Origin of the sequence: Lichenifustis flavocetrariae (assembly GCF_026130545.1) — a bacterium.
Classification (GTDB): domain Bacteria; phylum Pseudomonadota; class Alphaproteobacteria; order Rhizobiales; family Beijerinckiaceae; genus Lichenihabitans; species Lichenihabitans flavocetrariae.
Map to the genome: position 1 here is coordinate 122694 of NZ_JAMOIM010000003.1, position 24125 is coordinate 146818.

Annotated in this window: 19 protein-coding genes; 5 read left to right on the top strand and 14 right to left on the bottom strand. The window is 63.6% G+C overall.

Annotated elements, in window-relative coordinates; genetic code table 11:
• Positions 1-5: 5 nt before the first annotated feature.
• Positions 6-1835, bottom strand: coding sequence for a hypothetical protein (locus tag M8523_RS06030; protein WP_282583943.1), 1830 nt, complete (start codon positions 1833-1835; stop codon positions 6-8).
• Between the two features lie 108 nt (positions 1836-1943).
• Between M8523_RS06030 and M8523_RS06035 the strand changes: the two genes are divergently transcribed.
• Positions 1944-2804 carry a fumarylacetoacetate hydrolase family protein gene (locus M8523_RS06035; RefSeq protein WP_282583944.1) on the top strand — a complete coding sequence of 287 codons (861 nt, stop codon included), beginning with the start codon at positions 1944-1946 and terminating at the stop codon, positions 2802-2804.
• Positions 2805-2837: 33 nt separating this feature from the next.
• Here M8523_RS06035 and M8523_RS06040 read toward each other — a convergent pair whose 3' ends face one another.
• Positions 2838-3743, bottom strand: coding sequence for a hypothetical protein (locus M8523_RS06040; RefSeq protein WP_282583945.1), 906 nt, complete (start codon positions 3741-3743; stop codon positions 2838-2840).
• Positions 3744-3749: 6 nt separating this feature from the next.
• Positions 3750-4592 (bottom strand): hypothetical protein, encoded by an 843-nt coding sequence (locus M8523_RS06045; RefSeq protein ID WP_282583946.1) that lies wholly within the window; start codon positions 4590-4592, stop codon positions 3750-3752.
• A 321-nt stretch (positions 4593-4913) separates the two neighbouring features.
• Between M8523_RS06045 and M8523_RS06050 the strand changes: the two genes are divergently transcribed.
• Complete coding sequence (locus M8523_RS06050; protein WP_282583947.1) at positions 4914-5204, top strand: YggT family protein; 291 nt, start codon at positions 4914-4916, stop codon at positions 5202-5204.
• Positions 5205-5223: 19 nt separating this feature from the next.
• Here M8523_RS06050 and M8523_RS06055 read toward each other — a convergent pair whose 3' ends face one another.
• Positions 5224-6507, bottom strand: a complete 1284-nt coding sequence (locus tag M8523_RS06055) for an NAD(P)/FAD-dependent oxidoreductase (protein WP_282583948.1) — start codon at positions 6505-6507, stop codon at positions 5224-5226.
• Positions 6508-6613: 106 nt separating this feature from the next.
• Positions 6614-10228, bottom strand: a complete 3615-nt coding sequence (locus M8523_RS06060) for an autotransporter outer membrane beta-barrel domain-containing protein (RefSeq protein WP_282583949.1) — start codon at positions 10226-10228, stop codon at positions 6614-6616.
• Between the two features lie 462 nt (positions 10229-10690).
• On the opposite strand from M8523_RS06060, the gene M8523_RS06065 reads away from it, so the two are divergent.
• Entirely contained in the window at positions 10691-12883 is a 2193-nt protein-coding gene (locus tag M8523_RS06065) for a CHASE2 domain-containing protein (RefSeq protein ID WP_282583950.1), read from the top strand.
• Between the two features lie 63 nt (positions 12884-12946).
• Here the strand turns inward: M8523_RS06065 and M8523_RS06070 are convergent, their stop codons facing one another.
• Positions 12947-13753 (bottom strand): FecR family protein, encoded by an 807-nt coding sequence (locus M8523_RS06070; RefSeq protein ID WP_282583951.1) that lies wholly within the window; start codon positions 13751-13753, stop codon positions 12947-12949.
• Between the two features lie 232 nt (positions 13754-13985).
• On the opposite strand from M8523_RS06070, the gene M8523_RS06075 reads away from it, so the two are divergent.
• Entirely contained in the window at positions 13986-14570 is a 585-nt protein-coding gene (locus M8523_RS06075) for an invasion associated locus B family protein (protein WP_282583952.1), read from the top strand.
• Positions 14571-14609: 39 nt separating this feature from the next.
• On the opposite strand, the gene M8523_RS06080 is transcribed toward M8523_RS06075, so the two are convergent.
• From M8523_RS06080 to cyoA, 5 genes are read right to left on the bottom strand one after another with little or no spacing between them, the layout of a single operon-like run.
• Positions 14610-15425: an SURF1 family protein gene (locus tag M8523_RS06080; protein WP_282583953.1), complete on the bottom strand. Its 816-nt coding sequence runs from the start codon at positions 15423-15425 to the stop codon at positions 14610-14612.
• Positions 15425-15811 (bottom strand): cytochrome o ubiquinol oxidase subunit IV, encoded by a 387-nt coding sequence (cyoD, locus tag M8523_RS06085; protein WP_282583954.1) that lies wholly within the window; start codon positions 15809-15811, stop codon positions 15425-15427. The genes M8523_RS06080 and cyoD overlap by 1 nt, the downstream gene beginning before the upstream one ends.
• Positions 15808-16443 (bottom strand): cytochrome o ubiquinol oxidase subunit III, encoded by a 636-nt coding sequence (cyoC, locus tag M8523_RS06090; protein ID WP_282583955.1) that lies wholly within the window; start codon positions 16441-16443, stop codon positions 15808-15810. Before cyoC ends, cyoD begins: the two co-directional genes overlap by 4 nt.
• A 10-nt stretch (positions 16444-16453) precedes the next feature.
• The gene (gene cyoB, locus M8523_RS06095) at positions 16454-18457 is read right to left on the bottom strand and encodes a cytochrome o ubiquinol oxidase subunit I (protein WP_282583956.1); all 2004 of its coding nucleotides are present in this window, start codon (positions 18455-18457) and stop codon (positions 16454-16456) included.
• Positions 18458-18495: 38 nt separating this feature from the next.
• Positions 18496-19650, bottom strand: coding sequence for a ubiquinol oxidase subunit II (gene cyoA / locus M8523_RS06100; RefSeq protein WP_282584206.1), 1155 nt, complete (start codon positions 19648-19650; stop codon positions 18496-18498).
• Between the two features lie 208 nt (positions 19651-19858).
• On the opposite strand from cyoA, the gene M8523_RS06105 reads away from it, so the two are divergent.
• Complete coding sequence (locus M8523_RS06105; RefSeq protein WP_282583957.1) at positions 19859-21196, top strand: MFS transporter; 1338 nt, start codon at positions 19859-19861, stop codon at positions 21194-21196.
• Between the two features lie 26 nt (positions 21197-21222).
• On the opposite strand, the gene M8523_RS06110 is transcribed toward M8523_RS06105, so the two are convergent.
• From M8523_RS06110 to M8523_RS06120, 3 genes are read right to left on the bottom strand one after another with little or no spacing between them, the layout of a single operon-like run.
• Positions 21223-22005 (bottom strand): ABC transporter permease, encoded by a 783-nt coding sequence (locus tag M8523_RS06110; RefSeq protein WP_282583958.1) that lies wholly within the window; start codon positions 22003-22005, stop codon positions 21223-21225.
• A gap of 11 nt (positions 22006-22016) precedes the next feature.
• Complete coding sequence (locus tag M8523_RS06115; protein ID WP_282583959.1) at positions 22017-22904, bottom strand: ABC transporter permease; 888 nt, start codon at positions 22902-22904, stop codon at positions 22017-22019.
• Between the two features lie 57 nt (positions 22905-22961).
• Positions 22962-24110 carry an ABC transporter substrate-binding protein gene (locus tag M8523_RS06120; RefSeq protein WP_282583960.1) on the bottom strand — a complete coding sequence of 383 codons (1149 nt, stop codon included), beginning with the start codon at positions 24108-24110 and terminating at the stop codon, positions 22962-22964.
• Positions 24111-24125: the final 15 nt, after the last annotated feature.

The window sequence follows — 24125 nt, forward strand, 5'->3', positions numbered from 1 at the left end:
GCCCTCTAATCCACGCGAAACAGCGCGAACGCCTCTCTCTCTCCACTGACCGATGTCATCCACTCGGGCGTCCGCCCGGCCATCAAGGCGGCGCTGAGACTATCCGGGTGAGCCGCGACGGTTTCGGCGGTTTCATTCGATGATCGACAGAGGGCGACATAACGCACCTTGGCATCGCGGAGCATGGCGTGCGCGTCATCGGGGGGAGCCGCGAGGGCCAGCAGCGACACCCGATTGCCATAGGCGTTGCGGTGATAGGGGGCGGCCAGAACCGCGTGGGGCGTAAAGGCGAGGATCGCCGAGCCTGGATCGATCGTCGACAGCACGAGGCCGGGCGGCAGGGTCTTGAGCCTGTCGAAACTTGCCGGGTCGAAGCAGATCGAGACCGAACCGCGCGACGCCGATGGATGGGGTGTCGCAAGGACCCGCATCGGAAGGGCCAGAGCGCTCCATCCCCCGCCGTTGCCCAGACATCCGACGATCACCGCGACCAGCAAGGCCGGACGATGGGGTCGGCGTGCCATGTGGTCGAAGACATTCAATACCAGCAAGGCCAGCCCGGGGACGAGCAGCGCGCAGGTCGAGGCCGCCACCCGCACCTGCCAACACGTGCCCGCGACGCCGATTCCGGCAAGCAGCAGAAGTGCGGCCCAGGGGCCTCTGCGACCCGCGTCGGCCTTCGACATTGCCAGCACGGTCGCGGCACAGCCGGAGACGAGCGTCAGCAGCAGCACAATGCCCTCGGCCGGCGACAAGACGATCAGCCGGGCGAGCGGCAGGGCTTCCCCAACCCCTGACAGCCATGCCTGACGCAAGAGAGGATCGACGCCCGCCATCGGATCGTGCAGGCAGGCTGGGTAGCAAATGGCCAGGCCCAGAATGACCAGAATGCCACCGAGCGCGGCAGCGGCGAGGCGTTGCCACGCACGAGGAAGCCGGGGCGAAGCGATCGCCAGGCCCAGGCAGACGACGCCGGTTCCGGCTGCGAAAAACAGGTGAGCAGTAGAGAAGGCATCGCAGGCGCCTTCACCATAGGACTGCGGTGGGACATCAAGGAGAAAAACCACGACAGCGCCACCGCCCAGGCTGAGAGCGAAGGCCGCCAAGGTGCGAGGGAGGCGTTGTCCGGCGACGATCCAGCCCGTCACGGCCACGGACACAAGCCCAATCACGAACGGCAAGTTCTGCAACCCGATCCCAAGCGACAGCACGGCCAGGAACCCGGCCCAGGCCCCTTGGACCGGTTTTCCGCCCGGGCCAACGGCATCGAGTAAGGCCGCGGTCGCCAGGAGCAGGAGGGTGACCTGGATGCCATGGTGGTGAATGTGACCCGGCATGAAGTTCGCCAGAAGTTCAAAGGAACTCGCGGTCAGCAGAGCGGCGGGCACCATGGCGCGGGGGCCGATCAAGCTCCGCACGATTCGGAGGATCGTCCATAGCGATGTGAGGAACAGCAGCGCCGGGACTGTGAGCCGCATCGCCCGCTCGGCTGCGGCGGCCGGCATCACCCACCCGAATAGCCACACAAACATCGCCAGCGGCGCATCGACGAGGCGCGACCAGTGCATCACGAAAGGATGATCGGGCGACAGCCGGTGCGGGACGAGATCGAACCAGGCTTGTCCGGCCATGAAGTCGCGGATTTCGACCGCCCGCATCGCATCGTCGGGATTAAGGAAGGTGCCTCGGCTCGCCACGCTCCAGGCCTCGGGCGCCATCGACGCGAGGGCCAGCAGCCCCCCGGCCGCCATGGCGGCCCCCATAGGGTCGCGTCGCGCGGCTGGCGCCGACCGTATCTGGTCCTTGGTCTCGGCCCACGCCGGCATCGTGCTCACGCCACCTCACCTCCGGGCTTGACCCGACTGTGCCAGCAAGCCACGAAGGTCCGGTAAATCGCCGCGCGGGACCTGCGTGGCAGAAGATGGATCGACGGGAGAATCGGGATGAAGCTGCTGCGCTATGGGGAGATCGGCCACGAGAAGCCCGGCCTTCTCGATCACGACGGGAAGATCCGTGACATCAGCGGTGTCCTCTCCGGCGACCTCGGAGGCGACAATCTCTCGCCCGCAACACTCGCCCGCCTAGCCGGGACCCCGGTCGACAGCCTGCCGGTCGTCAACGGCTCTCCGCGGATCGGCGCCTGCGTGGCGCGACCCTGCAACTTCATCGCGGTCGGCCTGAACTATGCCGATCATGCGGCCGAATCGAACCTGCCGGTGCCGAAAGAGCCGATCCTGTTCAACAAGGCGCCGAACTGCATCGTCGGTCCTTATGACACCGTGGTTCTGCCACGCGGGTCCGAGAAGAGCGATTGGGAGGTCGAGATCGCCATCGTGATCGGCTCCCGCACCTCCTACATCACCGAATCCGAAGTGCCGGCTCATGTGGCAGGCTATTGCGTCTGCAACGACGTCTCCGAGCGCGAGTACCAGATCGAGCGTGGCGGCCAGTGGATGAAGGGCAAGGGCTGCGCCACCTTCGGGCCGCTCGGCCCTTGGCTTGTGACGGCAGACGAGATCCCGGATGTGGGGAAGCTCGGCATGTGGCTCGACGTCAACGGTCAGCGCTGCCAGACCGGCAACACCGACACGATGATCTTCAACGTCGCCAAGATCGTGTCCTACATCTCGCACTTCATGGTGCTCGAACCGGGCGACGTGATCACCACCGGCACACCACCGGGCGTCGGCATGGGTATGAAACCCCCGAAATTTCTGAAGCCGGGCGACGTGATGGAACTCGGCATCGAAGGCCTGGGCTCGCAAAAGCAGCCCGTCGTGGCTTGGTCCAAGGCTGCGGCCTGAGGAGCCGACACCTTCGGCTGCCCGCGCGGCGTCTCAACCGGTTTGGCGGCGGCCGCGTTTCCGATGCGGCCGCGGCGCATGCGGTACGAGCCGCATCAGCGCAAAAGCCTTGTAGAGACGCGCGATGGCCTTGTTGAGGGCCAGATGCGGCCGCGCTGCAACCAGCGCTGCCGTCTCCAACTCCGGCAAGAATGAAAAGCGCCAATGCATGTACTGCTTCGGCCAGTACGAGCAGTAATGCCTGAACTCCGTTCGGTTCTCGCCGACCTCAATCCCGTGCATCCGCAGGCCTTCGCCGACGGCGAATTGTTCCTGGTCGTGCCGCAGATCCGCGGTGAGCGGCTGCAGCGCATCCATCAGCACGAGCGCATCTTCGAGGGCCGGCCGGTGCGCTGGGCCGACCGCGATCAGGCCGCTGTTGTAGAGGGGCGCGTCGTCGGCCTGGTAGCGATAGAGCCCCGCATGCGGCAGTTCGACCGCGAAGTCCGAGAGGCTTGGAAACGGGTTCCGGCCCGTCAAATAGTTCATCACCGCCCCGCGCGACAGCGCCGACCGCAAGGCCGCGTCAAAGCCCGGCTTGATGAAGGAATCCGTGTCGAGGAGCACTGAAGGCGCGTTGTATCGCTTGAGCGCGTCGATCAGGACGCAGACCTTGGCCCGGAAGTGGTAGCTCCCCTGGCGCGTGAAACCCGGCATGTCCGCCGAAATATCGATGACCTCGACGACAGGGCTGTCCCGTTCGTAAGTCGCAGGGCAGTCCGTGTAGATGACGATATTGCCGGCGGCGTCGGGACATTCGGCCAGAAGAGACCGGATGCAATAACGGAGTTCCTTCCTGTAGAGTGGCTTTCCACCCCATTCCAGGAGGACGAACTTGACCCTGGCGACGTCACCATCGGACTTGCCGTGGCGTTCGTCGGCATCGAGCGGGAGTGCCACGGTGGATCATTCTTTCGCGGACCGCCCTGCCCTTTTCTTCTTGCGGGCCTCTTTTGCGGCCGCGGCTACCACGAGTTCGGCGTCGAGCGTCATGGCCCGAGCCTCGGTGAGCCGTGAGGCGCAGAAGCCGTGTCGCGATTCCCCGATATAATCGCGGCAGGTCTCCTCACGATGCGACGAGAACCCCGCCTGATCGCTGGCATAGCCGCGAATGACGGCACGGTCCTTGGTCGAGGACACGAGCCCCTTGTAGGCCTCTCGCACGGTACGTTCCGCCCGCATGCGTTCGCGCTCGATCGTCTTGACCTGATCGGGCCCGATCTCGCCGGCGGCCGGTCCCCAAAGGCCCGCCACGCCGACCTCGCAATCGGCGTCCTTGAAACTGCAGGTCCCGCTCTCGCCCGCCGTCAGCACGGCGCCGTCGAGGACGTCGAACGACAGGGGACAGGCCGGCAGTGGGATCGAAAAGCGTGCGACGCCATTGGTCTTGCCCAATGACGTCAGGGCGAGCGGCATGCCCGAGACATCGACCTGACATTCGTCGTGACTGTTCGAGATCTTGCGTCCGCTGAAGAGCAAGCGGGACACATCCACGGTCTTGTCGCGCGGCGTGAAGGCGATCTGACTTTTGCCCCCATTCAGCATCAGCGTCTTGCCCGCGAGGGCGCTATCCGCCGGGGTGGCCGGCGCCGCAATGCGAGGCAGGTGTAGGCGCGGCTTGACGGACGTCGCCTGAGGCTTCGAGACGGTCCCGACCGGCGCGGGGGCCGTCGCGCCAGGAAGGTCGAGTTGCGCCTGTGCGGCGGTGGACAGCACGCAAGCGGAGAAAAAAACAAGGAAGCGGCGCATGAAAGATGGGGAGCCTGGTGGCAGGACGGCACATGGTTCAGTCTAACTCGCTGACCCTGCTGCGTCAGCTTCGAACTCGGCGAATGACATGGCCTTGGGCAAAGTCGTCCCGTGTGTTGCAGGAAACCCGGGTGCGAGGCCTGAGAAGCGCGGCACCCCGCCGTTCGAAGACGAATCTGTTAACGATCGAAACGGTTCAGGCTGTTGTTTCTCTCCCGCTGTCGGAGGTGCGGCCGCGCGGGGTTGCTCAGATCAAGCCCGCCCCTTACATGGAGAAGGCCGGAGAGACCGGCTTCAAAGCCCTGGTACTCCGGACCGCCCATGCGCGCCCTCCTCGACCTGCTCTTCGTCGTTCTGCAGCTTTACACCTATGTCATCATCGCTACCGCGATCATGTCGTGGCTGCTCGCCTTCGACGTCATCAATTTCCGTAACGAACTCGTTCGCTCGATCTGGAATTTCCTGAACGCCGTCACCGAGCCCGTGCTGAGGCCCATTCGCCGCGTGCTGCCCAATCTCGGCGGCGTCGACATCTCGCCGATCATCCTGCTCCTGTTGATTTGGTTCATCGAGCACGTCATTCAGCTCTACGTCTACCCGAACGTTTTCTGAGGCGGACGAAGCCGTCGCCTTAATGGACAGCAGGGCGGCCGAGGGCCGCTCTGACCTGGTGGCCCCAGTAGTAGATCTGGGCCGGGACCTTGCCGAGGCGTCCGCCCGCGTAGGGCAGCCCCAAGCGTTCGAACATCCGCCACGTGTCGTCGCGCTCGACGATGGCCTGGGAGATGAGACGACCGACCGCAGTCGTCAGCGTCAGACCGAGCCCGCCGAATCCCGTCGTGTACCAGACGTCCGGGGCGATCTGGCCGATGACCGGGAGGCGATGGCGCGTATAGGGCATCATGCCGCCCCAGGCGACCTCCACCTTGGCGTCGCGGAGCGCCGGATAGAACCGCACCATGTCGCGCCGAAGCAATTCGGCGATACGTGCCGGACGAGGCTCCCAGACCTGAACCCGACCGCCCCAGAGGAGCCTCGTGTCGGCCAGCGGCCGGTAATAGTTCAGGGCCACGAGGTTGTCGGAGATCGCATAGGGCACCCGGATGGCATCCCGAAGATGGGCTCCGAGCGGTTCGGTCGTCATGACGAAACTTGCAATGGGGATCGTGCCCCCCGACACGGTCCGGTTCAGCCCCCGCACATAGCCGCCGCCAGCGATCACGATGCGGTCCGCGAGGATGCGGCCGCCGGTCGTCCGCACGCTTTTGCGGCCTCGCGCCGACGTAAAGCCGAGAACCGGTGTCTCTTCGAACACTGAAACGCCCCGCTCCGCACAGGCTCGCCCCATGCCGGCCGCGAAATTGAGCGGATGCAACGCCATCGTGTCCGGGGTGAACAGTGCATCCGTATAGCGCGTGGTCGCAAGGGCGGCGCGCAGGCGATCTTTCGGCCAGTACTCGGAGGGCACGTCGAATACCTCGGCCATGTAGTCGCGATGGGCGATAAGGTCCTCATTCGCGCCCACGATGTTGCATTCGAGCGAACCCTCCTGCAGCGGGCCACACGCGATGGCGTAGTCGGCGATACGCTGACGCACCAAGGCAAGCCCACCTTGCGCGACGCGCAGGAAGCGTCGCGCTTCGTCGAGGCCGACGCGGGCCGCCAAGGCCTTGTAGCCGCCCCACATGCCGGAAGACGCGAAGCCCCCGTTGCGACCGGAAGCGCCCCAGCCGATGCGGCGCGCCTCGACAAGCGCGACCCGATGACCCCGCTCGGCGAGGTCGAGGGCGGTGGCGGTGCCGGCCAATCCGCCGCCGATCACGACCGTCTCTACATCGAGATCTCCGTCGAGCGCCGGGTATCTACGAAATTCGTTGAGCGTTCGGGCGTAATAGCTGTCGACGTAACCTGTCATCGGATCCAGTCAGGCGGGTCTAATCCGGCCTCCGCTCGGACCGGTTTTCGGAACAGACCGACACCATAACTCTCCCCACGACGAAGGCGAACCTTTGTCGCGCCACTCAAAAGCGATATTCGACGCGTCCTTTCACGGCATTGTCGGTGGTCCGCTCGCCGGCCTGGCCGGAGTAGGTCAGGCCCAGGGACAGCGCTGTGCTGGCGCGCCAATCGAGGCCCACCTCTCCCACCACGGCGTTGCGGTCGATCGGCGCTCCATAGCTGTTGAAGGCCACACCCCCCGACGCGAACGCGAGGGTCGCGGCAGGGTTGATGTCGCCGTAAGTATGTTGCCACCCAAGGAACAGCCGCGCTACGAGCGGCAAGGTCCCGAAGGGAAGCAGCTCGCCGCGGACGCCCAGCACCGTGCTGCCGACATCGACGTCCTGAGCGGCCCCCACAAGCGCCGCCGCGCCGCCCTTCTCGCGATAGGCATCCTGATGCGTGTGCGTGATGGCGCCATTGAAGGTTGGTTCGATGACGGCCGTCGAGGTGGTGAAGCGGTAACCGATCTCGCCGAACGCCTGCCCGGTCTCGCCCCCGCTACTCGAACGCTCGCTCTCGAAATAGCCCGGGAACACCACGCTGCGGCTCGCGTTCGTGGATGTCCCGCCATAGGTTCCTCCGAACCGCAGCGTCACGGCGCCATAGCGGGCACCGGCATAGAGCGTGCCGAAGACATTTTCAAAAGTGCCGCTACCGCCGCCCGATTTCACGGAGAACTCGGTGTTGGTGTAACCTCCGGCCACGCCCACGCGCCAATTGTCGAAGGCCTTCGCGTCGATGCGAGAATCGACGCCGAGCACGAAGCCCCCGAGTGTGCGGTCGACGGCCGCGGCATTGCCGTCACTGCCACTTCGCCCGAAGTCGCCGATGGCCTGGCCCCACACGGTGTAGCCGGCGCCCTGGCGCAATCCCGTCGAGGGGGCCGTGGTGGGCGCGTAGCACTGGAGAAGGGCCGGAAGGTTGTGCGGCTCGAATTGCTTCAGCGCGTCGAGCGCGTCGCCGGCCTGCGGCAGCGGCAGGTTCCACAGCCGGTCGAAGATGATCGAATTGACGACACGCGTCGATGTCACGGCAGCAGTCGTGGCGCTGGCGCGGGTTTCGCCGGAAGCGGTTTGAAAGGCTCGGCGCGCCCCCGCCGCATCCTGGATGACGACAGCATTATAGAGAGGATTGCCCGGACCGAGGCTTTCGATGGCCGCAGCCGTCCCCCGCTGGTTCGGCGTTGCGGCAATCGACGTGAAGGCGGCCCTTTGCGAAAAACCGAGCGTGACGTCGGTCCCCGTGTAGGAGAGAGCCGGCGCCAGGAACGCGAGGTTCGACGATCCCTGCACCGACCCGAACTGACCCGTGATCCCACCGGCGGCACTCAGGATGTCGAAACGTGTGTTCGGTCCTATGCCGCTCCCCACGCCGTTCACGGCCAGTGTGGCGCCGTTGAGCGCGGCTGTCCCGCCCACGTTGATCCGGTCACTTTGACCGGCCGCATTGACGTTGACCAGATAGGTCGAGCCTGACTGCAGGGTCGCGTTCCCGGTGATCGTCAAGGTCGAGAAGGGCGTCGCGGCGCCGGGCGACAAGACGGCGCCGGACAGGAGATTGAGGCTGCCGACGGTTCCGCGGCCACCCAAGGCCGCACCGCTGTTCACGGTGACGTTCGAATTGGCGATCGCCCCGTCGACCAGCAACCCGCCCTCGGCCACGATTGTGTCCCCCGTGTAGGGGTTGGTGGCCGCAAGATCGAGCGTCCCGCTGCCGATCTTGGTCAGGCTCCCGGGCCCCGAGACGGGACCCGACAATGTGACGCTATTCGATCCGGTATCGATCGTCGGGTCGGCCGCGACCGTGAAGGCGATCGGGTTCGCGAGCGTGAGGCTGTCGGCGAACCCCAGGGTGGTCCCCCCCGCCATGCTGAGCAACCCGGTGCCAAGAGCCGTGCCGGAGCCGACGACGATCTCGCCGCTGTCGAGAAAGGTGCCGCCGCTGTAGGTGTTCGCACCGCTCAAGGTCAGCGCGCCCGTCCCGTCCTTGGTCAGGGTCAGGGCCGTGGCGCCATCCTGGAGGGTGCCGCTGAAGGTCGTCGAAGTGCCGTCGCCGCCTGCAGTGAGGTTCACCGGAGCCGCGCCGGAATTGGTCAATGTCCCACTGCCGGCCAGCGACGCGATCGTGGTGGCGAAGCCGGCGACGTCCAGCGTCGCACCAGCCGCGACCGTGACGGCGCTGTTCGGGCTGAGACCCGTTGCCGATCCATCCCGCAACGTCCCCTCGTTGACCAGGAGAGAACCCGAGAAGCTGTTGGCGCCGGAGAGCACCAGAGTTCCCGCGCCTTGCTTGGCCAGGGAACCCGTTCCAGTGAACGCTCCAGCATAGGCCAGGGTGAATGTTTGCGAGTCGATCACCGAGTTCTGCGACAGCACGGCATTGTTGGAAATCGTCACCCCTTCGTTTTCAGCAACAAGGGCACCGCCCGCGAAGGTCACGGAGCCGGTGCCAAGCGAATTGGCGTTGGTGACGCCGACACGGCTCTGCTCGATGATTGTTCCCCCGGCATAGGTATTGGTGCCTGACAGGATAAAGGTTCCGCCCCCCTCCACGGTCAGAGACCCCGGCCCGGATACGGTGCCCGAAAAACCGCCGTTGCCGGTGCTCGTGTCGACAGTGCCGCCCAGACTGGAAAGTGCAACGGGAACCGGGACGATATTGTTGGGGAAATTACCCCCCGTCATCCGCAATGTGCCGCCGGCAAATTGCACGGTGGTGGCCTGCGCGGCCGCCGAGCCAAGGCTGTAGACGTTCGCGGCGATGTCGCCCCCAGTCACAGCAATAGTGGTGGGTGTGGTTGGAACAGTGGGTGTCGCCGGCGGCGTTTCAACGGTGAAGCCCGTGCCCAGGCTCGTCGCGCAGGCGCTGATCGATGCACCACAGGAGCCGACATAGGCCGCGACCTCGATGCCGCCCCCGCCCGACGCACCCGTGACAAAATTATTGGGCGTCGTCAGCCAGAACGAGAGCGCATAGGTCTGGCTGGCCTGGAGGCTGATCACTTGGTAGAGGCCGTCGAAACTCCCCACGGAGCCATCGTACCAAGCATATGAGCCGCTATGGGGATTGAAAGTGTTGACCGTCCCGGCTGCCGGGGGCACGGCACCGGTCTGATAGGCGATACCCCAGTTGACTGGCAGGTTTAGGGACGACTGACGCTGGCTTGGGACCGTTCCAGCCTCAAATCCGGGATTGGCCAACAGATTTGTTGACGATCCGCTTGCGGTGAATGAGGCATCGTCGAAGCTAAAATAGTTAGGGTCCTCGCGAAAGGCAAATAGAACGTAGTAGTTCCCGGCCGTTTGCGGCGTCACCGTGGTGCTATATTGCGTATATGAGTTTGTCGTGACCGGCGTGCCGCCATTAAGATCGATGACCGAGCCTGCGGGCGCAACCTGACCATAAGATGCGGACGTCACCAGCGTTGAACCGGTCAGCACCACGAAAAGTGGCAGGATCACCCGCCGAAGCGCGCGGTAAGCCGAAATGTCGAAGAGGGAACGAGGAGCTAGTCCCATCTCGGGCGCAACAACGGCATGCTTGTGGTCAGCAATCGAACTCGCAACGAAACCACCGGCCCTCGTCTTTAAGTTTTTATTAACCAAGAGGATGTAGAACAGTTCAAATTTCAGCATGAAAAAATCCGTCGAAAACAAAACGACTTGAAACGGAAGCCGACGGACATGTTCAGGACGCGGTGTCCTTCCCCCCGTCTCACGAAAGCCCTTCACCAGGGGAACGGACTGCGTAAAAACCCCTCTATTTGGCGAATCCGGTCGCCGCTCGTTAAAGTTCATTTCAAAAATAACGAAATCTCAGCTTTCGCTTTCGACTTCCAACGAAACGATACCACCTCTGCGGGTAGGCCATCGGGGCTGAAGAGATCAGAAAACCAAAGGGAGGTCAGCCTATTTCGACGCGATCGGACTGACTCAGCAGCATTGTCGCTTTTGCGCAACAAAAGGGGTGGAAGGGCGCGGATGCGGGATCGGTGCGACTCTTCGAAGGTTCTCCGGCGTCGATGACCGGAGAAACCCTCCTGCCTTGTGGTATATCCGCAGTCCGGGCTTCGTCGATGGGTTTACGGTTCAGCCGTCATGAGGGTATCCCGCGCCTACCTTGTCATCTTCTTCCTTCTCTATGTGGTGACGCTCGCGCTGTTCGTGGTGCAGCCGCCGTGGCTCCTCGACTTGCGCAACTTCGTGTTCGACCGCTATCAGGCGCTGGACACACCAGCGTACGATCCGGCGACACCGGTACGGATCGTCGCGATCGATGAGGCGAGCCTCGCGAAATATGGGCAATGGCCCTGGCCGCGGACTCGGCTCGCCGAGCTCGTGGATCGTCTGGCCGACCGAGGCGCCGCTACGGCAGCCTTCGATATCATTTTCGCAGAACCCGATCGCCTGAGCCTCGAACAGGTCGTCGGCGGGTTGCCCGATGGCACGATCAAAAGTGACTTCGAACAGCACCTGAGCGGCGCCGAGACGAATGACGCGCTGTTGTCGCGCGCGGTTGCGCGCCTGCCGACGGCGCTGGGCATGACAATGACGCAAGGTGCAAGCCGACCGGACTGGGCGGCCAAGTTCGGCTTGGTCTATGCGGGGGATCCGCCAGCCGCATTCTTGCCGGTCTTTGCTTCCGCGCTTCTCCCACTCGCCCAATTGCGCGAGGCGGCCCAGGGGCTTGGGGCCACGAACTGGCTGCCCGATCATGACCAGATCGTCCGCCGCGTGCCGCTCCTGCTGCGCTGCGGCGATGCGATCGTGCCCTCGCTGGCCATGGAGGCCCTTCGGCTCGCCCAGGGTGCGTCGACCTATGTGGTGCGGAGTTCCAACGCGAGCGGCACGACGGCATTCGGGCAGCACACAGGGCTCAACGCCATCAAGGTCGGCGATTTCGAGATCGCTACGGGTTCGGACGGCAGCATCCGGCCGCGCTACACACACACAAACGCGGCGCGCTACATCTCGGCCGCTGAGGTGCTCGACGGCACGATGCCGGAAGACGCGGTGCGCGGGCGCATCGTCCTGATCGGTACGCCGGTGACCGGGCTCGGCGACGTAAAGGCGACCCCGCTCGATGCCGTCGTGCCGGGCGTCGAGATCCATGCGCAGGTCCTGGAGCAATTGCTGGCCGGCAAGCTTCTGTCCCGACCGGATTGGGGACCCGGTCTCGAATTGTTCGCGACCCTCGTGTTTCTCACGCTGCTGGCCACCACCCTGCCCCGCCTGCCGCCGTCGCTCGCAGCGCTTCTGTCGCTTCTGGCGGCCGTTTTCATTCTCGTCGGCTCCTGGGTGGGATTCACGCATTACAATCTGTTGCTTGATCCGGCCTTTCCCTGCCTCGTGATCGGCACGGCCTATCTGTCCGGCGCCTCCTCGCTCTGGGAATCGGAACTGCAGAGCGAGCGGCAGGTCCGGCGCGCCTTCGGCAAATTCGTGTCGCCCGCCGTCGTGTCTCGGATTGCCGAAAACCCGCGTCTGCTCGTGCTGAGCGGCGAAACGCGCGAACTGACCATCCTGTTTTCGGACCTGCGTAGTTTTTCGACCATTTCCGAGAGCCTGAGCGCGTCCGAAGTCGCTCATTTCCTCAACACCTATCTCACGCCCATGACCGACGTGATCCTGGCTCACGAGGGAACGATCGATAAATATATCGGGGACGCCATCGTGGCTTTCTGGAACGCCCCGCTCGATGTCGCGGATCATTCCCGCCGGGCCGTCGAGGCCGCCCTTGCCATGCGGGCCGCGCTCGTCGCTTTCAACGAGGAGCAGGATCGATTGGCCGCACTCGGCCAGAAAACCGTGCGCAACGTCCGGATGGGGCTTGGCCTCAACCGCGGGGCCTGCAGCGTCGGCAATATGGGATCGCAGCAGCGCTTCGATTATTCGGCGCTCGGAGACCCGATGAATGTCGCGGCCCGTCTGGAGGCCCTGACCAAATCCTATCAGGTCGACATCCTGGCGACCGCGAGCGTCCTCAAGGAGGTGCCGGACTTCGCGTGGCTGGAGGTCGACGAGGTGCGGGTGAAGGGTCGCTCGGGCGTGACGCAACTCTTCACGATCGTGGGCGATGAAGCCTATGCGGCGTCACCTGCCTTCAAGGCGCTGGCAGGGGCGCATGAAGAACTCCTCGCCGCGACCCGGGACGGTGAATTCCGGACGGCCGCCCGCCTCGCACAAAATCTTGCCGGGTCCGTCGAACCGCGATGGCGGCCCTTCTACCAAGCCCTCGAATTGCGCTGCCGGGATCTGGCGCGACAATTGCCCCAGCCCGAGACCGCTTAGCCCCAGGCGACGATCATCGGAAACGGCCATTCGCTGCCGAGCGAACAGCAGCGTTTCAGAGGCTCAATCCGGGTCCGGATTGGCGTAGCACAGGGCCGGATTGTTCGGATCGAGCGGCGCGTTGCCGACGGGTTCGGCGGTGGCGACAGTCGAGCTGACCGAACAGAGCCCACCGCCCCCCGCACAAAAATTGCCGGCGAAATTGACCGGAGTCGAAGACAAGGCCGCCTTGCGGGCCGTCACCCGCGCGGTCTGGTTCGGCTGCGTCAAGTCCTGGCAATGAAACTGGCCGAGCTTCGCCTTGCTGAGCTTGCGCGGATCGCCGTCGAAATTGGCACGCGGACAGATCACCACCTCACCCTCGACCAACGTGAGATTGGTGACGCCACGGGCGACCGAGAGTTCGAAGATGGTGCCGCGAACCCCGATCGTCGCGGTGCTGGTCTTGAGCTGATAGGCTCCCTTATCCGAACCGCCGGTCGTGAACCGGAATGCGCCGGCCGCGAAATTCACCGTCGCCTTGGCGTAGCTGGTGTCTCCCTTGTAGACGAAGCGGTCGAGTTTCACGAGGGAGGTCGGCCCCAGCGCGAGATTGGTCTGATCCGAAAACACGAATTTGGCGGCCGAATCGAGGCCGGTCTTGACCTGCTCGTTCATGAACACGTCGTCGCCAAGCGAAATCGGCTTCGCCTGGCTGGCGGCGATCTGCGACACCTCGTTCTTGGCCAAGGCCGTATTGCCGATCCGGCTCTCGGCCCGCAGTGGCGTGCCTGACAAAGCCAGCCCCGCCGCGATGAGCGCGAGAGATCGCGCGTTCGACGTCTTTCGTGCCGACGCAATCTGCACAGTCTGTCGACTACAATGGGGCATGACCCGACCTTGAAATGAAGTGATAATCGAAAGAAGTCGATGGTGGCGGATGAACGGTCCATCGTCAAACCCGCGACCTGCGGGATTCCGGGTTGGCGCGGCGCACCACATCTGTCCTACACTGGGATCACCCCTTTAGCGGCTGTGTTTCAGTATGTTTTTCAGACAAGTGTGTTCCTTCGGCCACGCTATTCCGGTTGCAGATGGGTCGAAGCGGCTGAGACGCGGTCATATGGCGGCTCGGATCGGTCTCCCGATGGCGCTGGCCGGTTTGCTCCATCCTTCGTGGGTCGGGGCCGCTTCCTCAGGGCCGCAGCCGGCGGCCAAGCCGACACAGGGCGCGGCAACCGCTGCAACCGAACCCGGCATGACCACGGCGAGCTTCGATGATTGGATGCTGCGTTGTCAGCGCGCCGGGACGCCCGAGAAGCCGGTACGCCTCTGCGAGGTGGCCGAGACGGTTCAGTTGCAAGGCCAGCCTGGACCCATCGCCCGCGTGGCGATCGGGCGCTTGAGCAAGAGCGATCCACTTCGTTTCACGGTTCTGCTTCCGCCCAATGTTTCATTTCCGAGCGTCATTCGCGTGGGGCTCGGAGACAAGGACCCGGCCCCGCTTGAACTCGCCTGGCGGCGCTGTCTGCCAGGCACGTGCGTGGGCGAGGCCGAGATCCACGACGAGACCTTGAAACTCTGGCGTTCTGCGACCGAACCGGGGCGCATCGTGTTCAAGGATTCCGGCAATCGCGACATCGTGGTGCCGCTCTCGATGAAAGGCTTGGCCCCCGCACTCGACGCCCTCGCCAAGGAGGGGATCTAAATCGCGCGCCACCTCGATCCGCTCACCCGGATCGAGGTCTCAGTTCACTGACGCGGCTGGCCCGCTCCGGCCTGATCGCCACTGGCCTGGTGCACCAATCTGGTGGCGGCGACGCCATTCGTCGCGCGCGATCCATACGCCCCCACCCGCCAGCATAGTCGCAAGCGAATACCACGTGAGCGCATAGACCAGGTGGTTGTTGGGGAAGCGGATCACGGTCAGCCCTCCGACCGGGAGAGCCTCGGGCAACGCCGCAGCGTCGGCATCGACAAAATAGGGCGCCGTGTCTCTTAAGCCACGCGCGGCCGCGATCGCCGCGACGTCGCGCGAGAACCAGCGGTTCCCGGCCGGATCGTTGCTGCGCAGAAAGCCGCCGTTGGGTTCTGTCAACCGCAGCAAGCCGGTGACCGTCGTCTCTGCGGTGATCTGGCCTGCCGCACGCGAGGCCGGGTCGCGACGCTCGGGCGGCACGAAGCCACGGTTGATCAGAACGATGCCGCCATCCGCCATTTGCAATGGGGTCAGCACCCAGAAGCCGGGACCCAAGGCGGTCACGGCCTGCACAAGCGTTTCACGATCGTTCAGGAACGTCCCTGTGAGCCGCACGTGCCGGTATTCATCGGCCGACGCCGTCACGCGCGGCCATTCCGCCCGTCCGGGCGGGGGCTTGGGCGTCGCATGGACGCGGGCATCGACCCGGGCGATGAGGTCGAGCTTCCACGACAGACGATGCACCTGCCAGGTGCCGAGCGCCAACAACAGCACCGTGCCGAGGATGATGCCGATCGACAGGACCCACAGCGCGACGCCAGATCGCGCGCTTCCCTCCGGAACCGAAGATCCGGAGGCCGTCATCAGGGCATGCTGCCCATGTCGTGCACCGACATGACCTGCATGTTCGCGTTGAGATGATACATGATCCACAACGAGCCCATGATGGCGATCGCCACCAGCACCAACGTGAAGATAAGCGCCAACATCGTCCAACCGCCCTCCGACTGGGTGTTCATGTGGAGGAAATAGACCATGTGGACCACGATCTGGATGACCGCGAGTCCCATGATCAGGAAGGCGGTGACCTGCGTGTTCTCGAACACATGCGCCATCACCAGCCAGAACGGAACGGCGGTGAGGATCACAGAGCAAACGAAGCCGGTGACATAGCCCTTCAGGCTGCCGTGACCCGCCTCGTTGTGGTCGTGCAGGACCTGGACGTGGACACTATTGTCTGCGGCACTCATGGGAGGACACTCAGCAGGTAGACAAAGGAAAAGACGCCGATCCACACCACATCGAGAAAGTGCCAGAACATGGAGAGGCACATCAGGCGGCGCTTGTTTTCGGGAACAAGGCCGCGCTGCGCCACCTGCACCATCAGGGTCATGAGCCAGATGATGCCGACCGACACGTGCAGCCCGTGCGTTCCCACAAGGGTGAAGAAGGCCGACAGAAAGGCACTGCGCTGCGGTCCTGCCCCCTCATGGATCAGGTGGACGAACTCGTTGAGTTCGAGGCCCACGAAGGCGACACCGAAAAGGCCCGTGACGAGCAGCCACAACTGGGTTGCGCCGATGCGGTTCTTCTCCATGGACAACATGGCGAAGCCGTAGGTGATCGACGACAGGAGCAGCATGGACGTGTTGAGCGCCACCGTCCCGAGATCGAACAGATTGGCCGGTGTCGGTCCCGCGGCGTAAGAACGACCGTAGACACCGTAGCACGCGAACAGGACCGCGAAGATGAGACAATCGCTCATCAGGTAGATCCAGAAGCCGAGCATGGTCCCGCCCTCGGCGTGTCCATGCTCTTCGGCGACGTAGAATTGCAGGTCCTGGTCGGATCCGGCCACGACGCCGGTTGTTGGGTGGCTCACCGTCTTGCCCTCAAACCTTTGCCAGGAGTGCGCGCGTGCGCCGGTCTTCGACCCGTACCACCTCGTAGTCCGGGATGGTGAAATCGCGGTCGTAATTGAAGGTGTGGACGATCGTGGCCACCAATGCGCCGAGCAGGCTCAGCGCCGCCAGCCACCAGATGTACCAGATCATGGCGAGGCCGAACACGGTACAGAGTCCCGCGATGATGACGCCCGCCCCGGTGCTCTTGGGCATGTGGATCGATCGGTAGCCGTGCACCGGTCGGACATAGCCGCGCTGCTTCATATCGGACCAGGCGTCGAGGTCATGGATCATCGGCGTGAAGGCGAAATTGTATTCGGGCGGCGGCGATGAGGTCGACCATTCGAGCGTGCGCCCGTTCCACGGATCTCCCGTCGTGTCACGCAGGGCCTCGCGGTTCCGCACGCTGACGAAGAGCTGCATCAGGAACGACCCGATACCGGCCGCGATCAGCAAGGCGCCGAAAGCCGCGGTAACGAACCAAATCTGGAGGTTGGGATCGTCGAAGTGATTGAGCCGCCGCGTCACACCCATCAGGCCCAGCACATAGAGCGGCATGAAGGCGAAGTAGAAACCGACGACCCAGAACCAGAACGACATCTTGCCCCAGAACGGGTCGAGCTTAAACCCGAAGGCCTTCGGGAACCAGTAGCTGATTCCCGCCATCACGCCGAAGAACACGCCGCCGATGATGACGTTGTGGAAATGCGCGACGAGGAACAGCGAGTTGTGCAGCATGAAGTCGGCCGGCGGCACAGCCAGCAGAACACCCGTCATACCACCGATCGTAAAGGTGAACATGAAGGCCACGGTCCACATCATCGGCAATTCGAAGCGAATGCGGCCACGGTACATGGTGAACAGCCAGTTGAAGATCTTGGCGCCCGTCGGGATCGAGATGATCATCGTCGTGATGCCGAAGAACGAGTTCACGCTCGCGCCCGATCCCATCGTGAAGAAGTGATGCAGCCACACGAGGTAAGACAGGATGGTGATCACCACCGTGGCATAGACCATCGACGCATAGCCGAAGAGTCGCTTGCCGCAGAAGGTGGAGGTCACCTCGGAGAAGATCCCGAAGGCCGGGAGGATGAGAATATACACCTCCGGATGCCCCCAGACCCAGATCAGGTTGAAGTACATCATCGGGTTGCCGCCGAGATCGTTCGTGAAGAAGTTCGTTCCCACGTACCGATCGAGCGACAGGAGCGCCAGGACCGCCGTCAACACCGGAAAGGAGGCGACGATCAGCACGTTGGTGCAGAGCGAGGTCCAGCAGAACACCGGCATCTTCATCATCGTCATGCCGGGCGCCCGCATCTTCACGATCGTGGCGATGAGGTTGATGCCGGAGAGAAGCGTGCCGATACCGGCGACCTGCAGGGACCAGATATAATAGTCGACACCGACCCCCGGGCTGTAGGCGGCCTCGGAGAGCGGCGGAAAGGCCAACCAGCCGGTGCGGGCGAACTCACCCACGAACAACGAGGCCATGACCGTGACGGCGCCCCCGACCGTCATCCAGAACGAGAAATTGTTGAGGAACGGGAAGGCGACGTCGCGCGCCCCGATCTGCAGCGGCACCACGAAGTTCATCAGGCCCGTGACGAAAGGCATGGCCATGAAAAAGATCATGATGACGCCATGCGCCGTGAAGACTTGGTCGTAATGGTGCGGCGGGAGGAAACCGTTGTTGTCGCCAAACGCAATGGACTGCTGCGTGCGCATCATCAGCGCATCGGCAAAACCCCGCAGCAGCATAACAAGCGCCAGAACCATGTACATGATGCCGATCTTCTTGTGATCGACGCTCGTGAACCATTCCTTCCAGAGATAACCCCAAAGGCGGAAGTAGGTCAGCGCGCCCAGGAGTGCGGCGCCTCCGACCCCGACCCCTGCAAAGGTCGCGAGCAGGATGGGTTCGTGATACGGGATCGCCTCAAGCGACAGGCGCCCGAAGATGAGTTTCTGGAGGTCCAGATTGGAGAACATTGCAGTCTGCTCGTTCGAAATGCGGGTGGGGTCGCGCCTTAGTTCTTGTCCAGCTGTGCCGGAGCCACGTCACTGCCTGTCATGCCGGGCATGCCCTGCATGTTGTGTCCCTGACCGTCATCGTGCTGTTTCTTTTGTTGGTTCACCTGCGGCGCAACCGTCCTGGGCAGCATCCCTTGCGGTTGCACCGCAAGCGTGTTGGGTGGCCGGCCGGAAGCCGGGAAAGTCGCACCCGGGGCTTCATTGCCTTCTTCCGTCATGGCGCCGTCGTATTTCAGCCGGTCGTAGTTGGCTTCGCTATCCTTGCCGCCGCCGCCATTGGCGTCGATAAACATCATCTCGCCCATGCACATTTTGCCGGGCTTGGCGCAGAGGTTGAGGATCTTGCCGTAGAGCCCGTCCTGGACCGACGAGTAATAATGGACCGGCTCGCTCTCGGTCGGCTTGGCCAGATCGAGATAGGCCTCCTGATCCAGGATTTTGCCCACACCCTTGAGCTTATCGATCCAGGCGTCGAAATCCTTCGTGCTCGTGCCGTGAACCTTGAAGCCCATATGCGAGAAGCCGGCTCCATTATACTGGGCCGCGAAGCCATCGTAGTCGCCGGGACGGTTGGCGACGGCATGAAGACGTGTTTCCATCCCGGCCATGGCGTAGATCTGGCCCGCCAATGACGGCACGAAGAACGATGTCATCACCGTCGCCGAGGTGATCTTGAAGTTGATGGGTCTGTCGACCGGCACCGCGAGTTCATTGACGGCGGCCACGCCTTGGTCCGGGTAGAAGAAGAGCCATTTCCAGTCGAGAGCCACGACTTCGATCGTCAGAGGACGCACTTCCGACGCCACTGGGCGCGTCGCATCGATGCGACGCAAGGGCCGGAACGGATCGAGGACGTGGGTGCTGATCCATGTGAGGGCGCCGAGAGCGATGATGATCAGCAGCGGCGCCGTCCAGATCAGCACTTCGAGCTGGGTCGAATGGTGGAAGTCCGGATCATATTTCGCGGTCGTATTCGAAGCCCGATAGCGCCACGCGAATAGCAAAGTCACCAGCATGACGGGCAGCACGATCAACAGCATCAGCCCGGTCGAGGCGATGATCAGGTCCCGCTCCCGCACCGCCATGTCGCCGGCTGGATTGAGAACCGACGCCTCGCAACCGCCCAAAAGGCCAAGCAGCGGCAGAAGCATTAGATTGCGCAGGGATCTCACGACAGGACTGGCCACTCGGTTTGGTGCGACGCACAATCTGTACGACGCACCATCTATACAAAGACACAACGCCTGGGGAGTAGGCGATTTGTCCACCCCGAGATGTTTGACGCACATGCCTAGACGGCCCTATGCGATACGGGAGATAATCGCGGACCCATCCGGACAGGCACGAGGAGTTTGTGGCATGGCCACACCCAGTCAACAACCGGCTTCATCGACCGCTCTCGAGCGTGACGCACGCCTCGTCAGCGCGGATCAGGGGCATGTGTCGCCAAGCGAAATCGCGATCGGCGTGGTGATCGGCAGAACCTCGGAAGCCTTCGACTTCTTCGTCTACGGGATCGCGGCCGTTCTGGTCTTCCCGAGCCTGATGTTTCCTTTCGCGGATCGCCTGCCGGCGACGCTGTATTCCTTCGCCATTTTCGGCCTCGCGTTTCTGGCCCGGCCGATCGGCTCCGTTCTGTTTATGGAAATCGACCGCCGGCATGGACGTGGGGTCAAATTGACCATCGCGTTGTTCCTCCTCGGCGGCTCAACGGCTGCGATCAGCTTTCTGCCCGGCTACGACGTGATTGGCGCCGGTTCGATCGTGCTTCTGGCGATGTTTCGATTCGCACAAGGGCTGGCACTCGGTGGCGCGTGGGACGGCCTCGCCCCGCTCCTCGCCATCAACGCTCCGCCCGGCCGACGTGGCTGGTATGCCATGGTGCCGCAGATCGGCGCGCCGATCGGATTCATGGTGGCAAGTGGGCTCTTCGCCTTCTTCGAACTCAATCTGACCCAGGACGACTTTCTCAGCTGGGGCTGGCGCTACCCCTTCTTCGTCGCGTTCACGATCAACGTGGTCGCCCTGTTCTCCCGGCTGCGACTCATCGCGACAGAGGAATTCGAGGAGGCGCTGGAACGCCGCGACCTCATGCCCGCGCCTGTCACGAAGATCATCAAGGCGGAAGGCTACAACATCGTCATCGGTGCCTTCGTGCCCTTGGCGAGCTTCGCCTGCTTCCACCTCGTCACCATCTATCCGCTGTCCTACATCTTTCTCTACACGGACCGGTCACCGGGCGAGTTTCTGCTGAAGCAACTCGGCGCCGCCGTGATCTGTCTTGTCGGGGTCGTGCTGTCGGGTTTGCTCGCCGATCGCTTCGGGCGCAGAAACCTGATCGGCACCACAGCGGTCCTGATCGCGATCTTCAGCTTCTTCACCCCATTCCTGCTCGGTGGCGGCGTGCACGGGCAGACGACCTTCGTGCTGGTCGGGTTTGGCCTCCTCGGCTTGGCGTTCGGTCAGGCCGCTGGTGCCGTGGCGTCGAACTTCTCCAGCGCGAACCGCTACACGGGCTCGGCGCTGACGTCCGATTTGGCGTGGCTGGTCGGCGCGGGCTTCGCCCCGCTCGTGACCCTGGGCTTCTATGACTGGTTCGGCCTCTGGGCTGTCGCCATCTATCTGCTGTCGGGCGCGTTCTGCACGCTGGCCGCGCTGGGGGCCAACACGCGGCTGGCCGCGATGCGGGACGTTTGATGCACGCTTGAGGACGATCGGAGGATCTAACCTGAGCGTTGCGACAGCCGATAGGCTAGCAGGACCGGTACGAACGTGATGGCCGTGACGATCAGGACCACGACGTTGACTTCCGGCAGGCGCTGACCGAGCCGGATCGCGCCGAAGATCCAGAGCGGCAGCGTGTTTTGCGCGCCCGCCGTGAACGTGGTGACGATTACCTCGTCGAAAGACAGCGCGAAGGCCAGGATCGCGCCCGAGATGAGGGAGGTCGAGATCAACGGCAGCGTCACGAGCCGGAAGGTGCGCCAAGCGTCCGCGCCAAGATCCTGCGAGGCTTCGCCGAGAGAGCTCGGCAGGCGGCGAAGGCGGGCCAGGACGCTGTTGTAGACCACCACAATGCAGAATGTCGCGTGACCGACCACGATGGTTCCGAAGGACAGGCCTGTGCCGGCGGTCGCGAAGAACGAGTTGAGCGCCATGCCGGTGATGATGCCCGGCAGCGCGATGGGGAGCGCCACGACGAAGGACACCGCCTCCCGGCCGACGAAGCGGAAGCGATGCACCGCGAAGGCTGCCGCCGTGCCGAGCACGACCGCAATGGCCGTGGCGATGACGCCGGCCTGAAGCGAAAGCCCGAGCGCGGCGCGAATCTCGCGGTTGTTCCAGGCAGAGACGAACCAACGCAGGCTGAAGCCTGGGATCGGCCATGTCTGAATGTTCGACGCGTTGAAGGCGTAAAGCGCGATGACGGCGATCGGCCCGAACAGGAAGGCGAGCACGATCCCGCTCCAGAGCGCGAGCAGGATCCGGGCGAAACGCGACGGCATGGCGGGCGTCCTCACATGGCGTCGGACGCGCCGAGGCGGCGCGCGAGCGTCAGGTACAGGGCCATGACGATCAACGGAATCGCGGCATAGGCGGCGGCGAAAGGCACGTTATTGGCGATGCCGACATTGGCGTAGACGACATTGCCGATGAAATCCGAGCCGGGGCCGCCCACCAGGACCGGCGTGATGTAATCACCCAGCGTCAAGGAGAAGGTGAAGATCGATCCGGCGACCAACCCTGGCAGGCTCAGGGGCAGCACGACGCGCCCGAAGGTGCGCCAGCTTCGCGCCCCCAGATCCTCCGACGCCTCGAACAGCGAATGCGGGATGCGTTCGAGCGCGGTGTAAAGCGGCGTGATCATGAAGGGCAGCCAGATGTAGGAAAACACGATCCACATGGCCCATCGCGAATAGCCGATGTCGAGGTCGGGCAGGCCGATGCTGTTCAAGGCCCAGTTGAGCACGCCGTCATGGGCCAGGATCAGACGCCACGCGTAGACGCGGGCCAGATAGCTCGACCAGAGCGGCAGCAGCACCAGGGTTAACAGCGTGACACGCAGCTTCGGGCCAGCGATGCGCGCCATGAAGAAGGCGAACGGGTAGGCGATGAGCGCGTCGGTGATCGTGACAGCCGCCGCCATGCCGATCGTGCGCAACGCGATGGCGCGGTAGGTGGGGCTCCCGAGAATGCGGCTGAAATTCTCGAACGTCCAGGTTCGGTCGATCTCGCCCGTCAAGGCGTCAACGCTCCAAAAGGCCGTGATGAAAAGCAGCACCAGCGCGCCGAGATAGATCAGCACGAACCAGGCGAGCGGCGGCACAAGCGTCGCCGTCAAGGCGAGGCTGGGCCTGCGCCAGAGAGCGGCTGAGAGACGGCGATGGAGAGTGATGGAAGCCATGATGGTCGCGGGTTTGGCCCCTCTCCCGCCTGAGCCGGTGAGGGGCAAGCGAGCTCGCTATCCCTTGATTTCCTGCCACTTCTGCTGCCAGTCCGTGTAGCTCGTGCAGCCCCGGGAACCGTCGCCGCATTGTTGCATCGGCGTCTTCCAGAATTTGATGCTCTTGAGATAGTTGGCGGGCGCATCGAGGTGGTATTTGGCGCAGGAGCCAGCCTGCTGGGCATCCATTTCGGTGCAGGCCTTCGTGTTCACGGGCGTCTCGCCAAAGTAGATCGCCTGCTGGGCCTGGACCTTCGGGGTCGAGACATAGGCCATGAATTTATAGGCGCAGTTCGGATGCTTGGTTTTGGTGGCGAGCATCCAGCTGTCGGCCCAGCCGGTGGCGCCCTCGCTCGGCACGGCATCGGCCACCGGCAAGCCGGCATCCTTCAGCGAGTTGGTCATGTAGGGCCAGGAGGCGCCGATGGCGGCATCGCCGTTCTTGAACAGTTCGATCTGATCCGAGGCCAGGGCCCAATATTTCTTGATGAGCTTCTGCTGCCCCTTCAGGAGTTCGGCCGCGGCATCGAGCTGGGCCGGGGTCAGCTCGTAGGGATCGGTGATGCCGAGTTCGGGTTTGCTCTTCGAGAGGTAAAGCGCCGCATCGGCGATCTGGATCGGGTTGTCCGGCACACTCACGAGGCCCTTGTACTGCGGGTCATAGAGCGCGCTCCAGCTGGTCGGGGTACCCTTGACCTTGGCGGTGTTCCACAGGAGCACGTTCGGCCCCCATTCGTAGGAAACGCCGTAGTGAACGCCCTTCAGCGTATTGTGGGGCGGAGCCTTGAGGTCCTCGACAAAATTGGGGAAGTCGGGGATGAAGCTCGTCTCGATCGGCTGCACGTCACCGCCGTAGATGAGCCGTAGGCTGGCATCGCCGGAGGCCGAGACGAGATCATATTCACCGCCGCCCCCCGAACGCATCAGCGCCACCATCTCGTCGGACGAGCCGGCATATTTCTTGTTCACCTGACATCCCGTTTCGGCCTCGAAAGGCTTGACCCAGTCGTCCTGCGCATAGCCCTCCCAGGCGACGATGTTGAGGGCGCCTTCCCCCTTGCCGATCTCCTTCGGATAGTTCGGCTCCGCGGGCGCTCCCCATCCTGCCGTGGTGAGGCTGGCGAGCGACAGCGCCACGGTGCCGAACCGTGCGAATTTTCTGATCATGAACACCTCCTTATG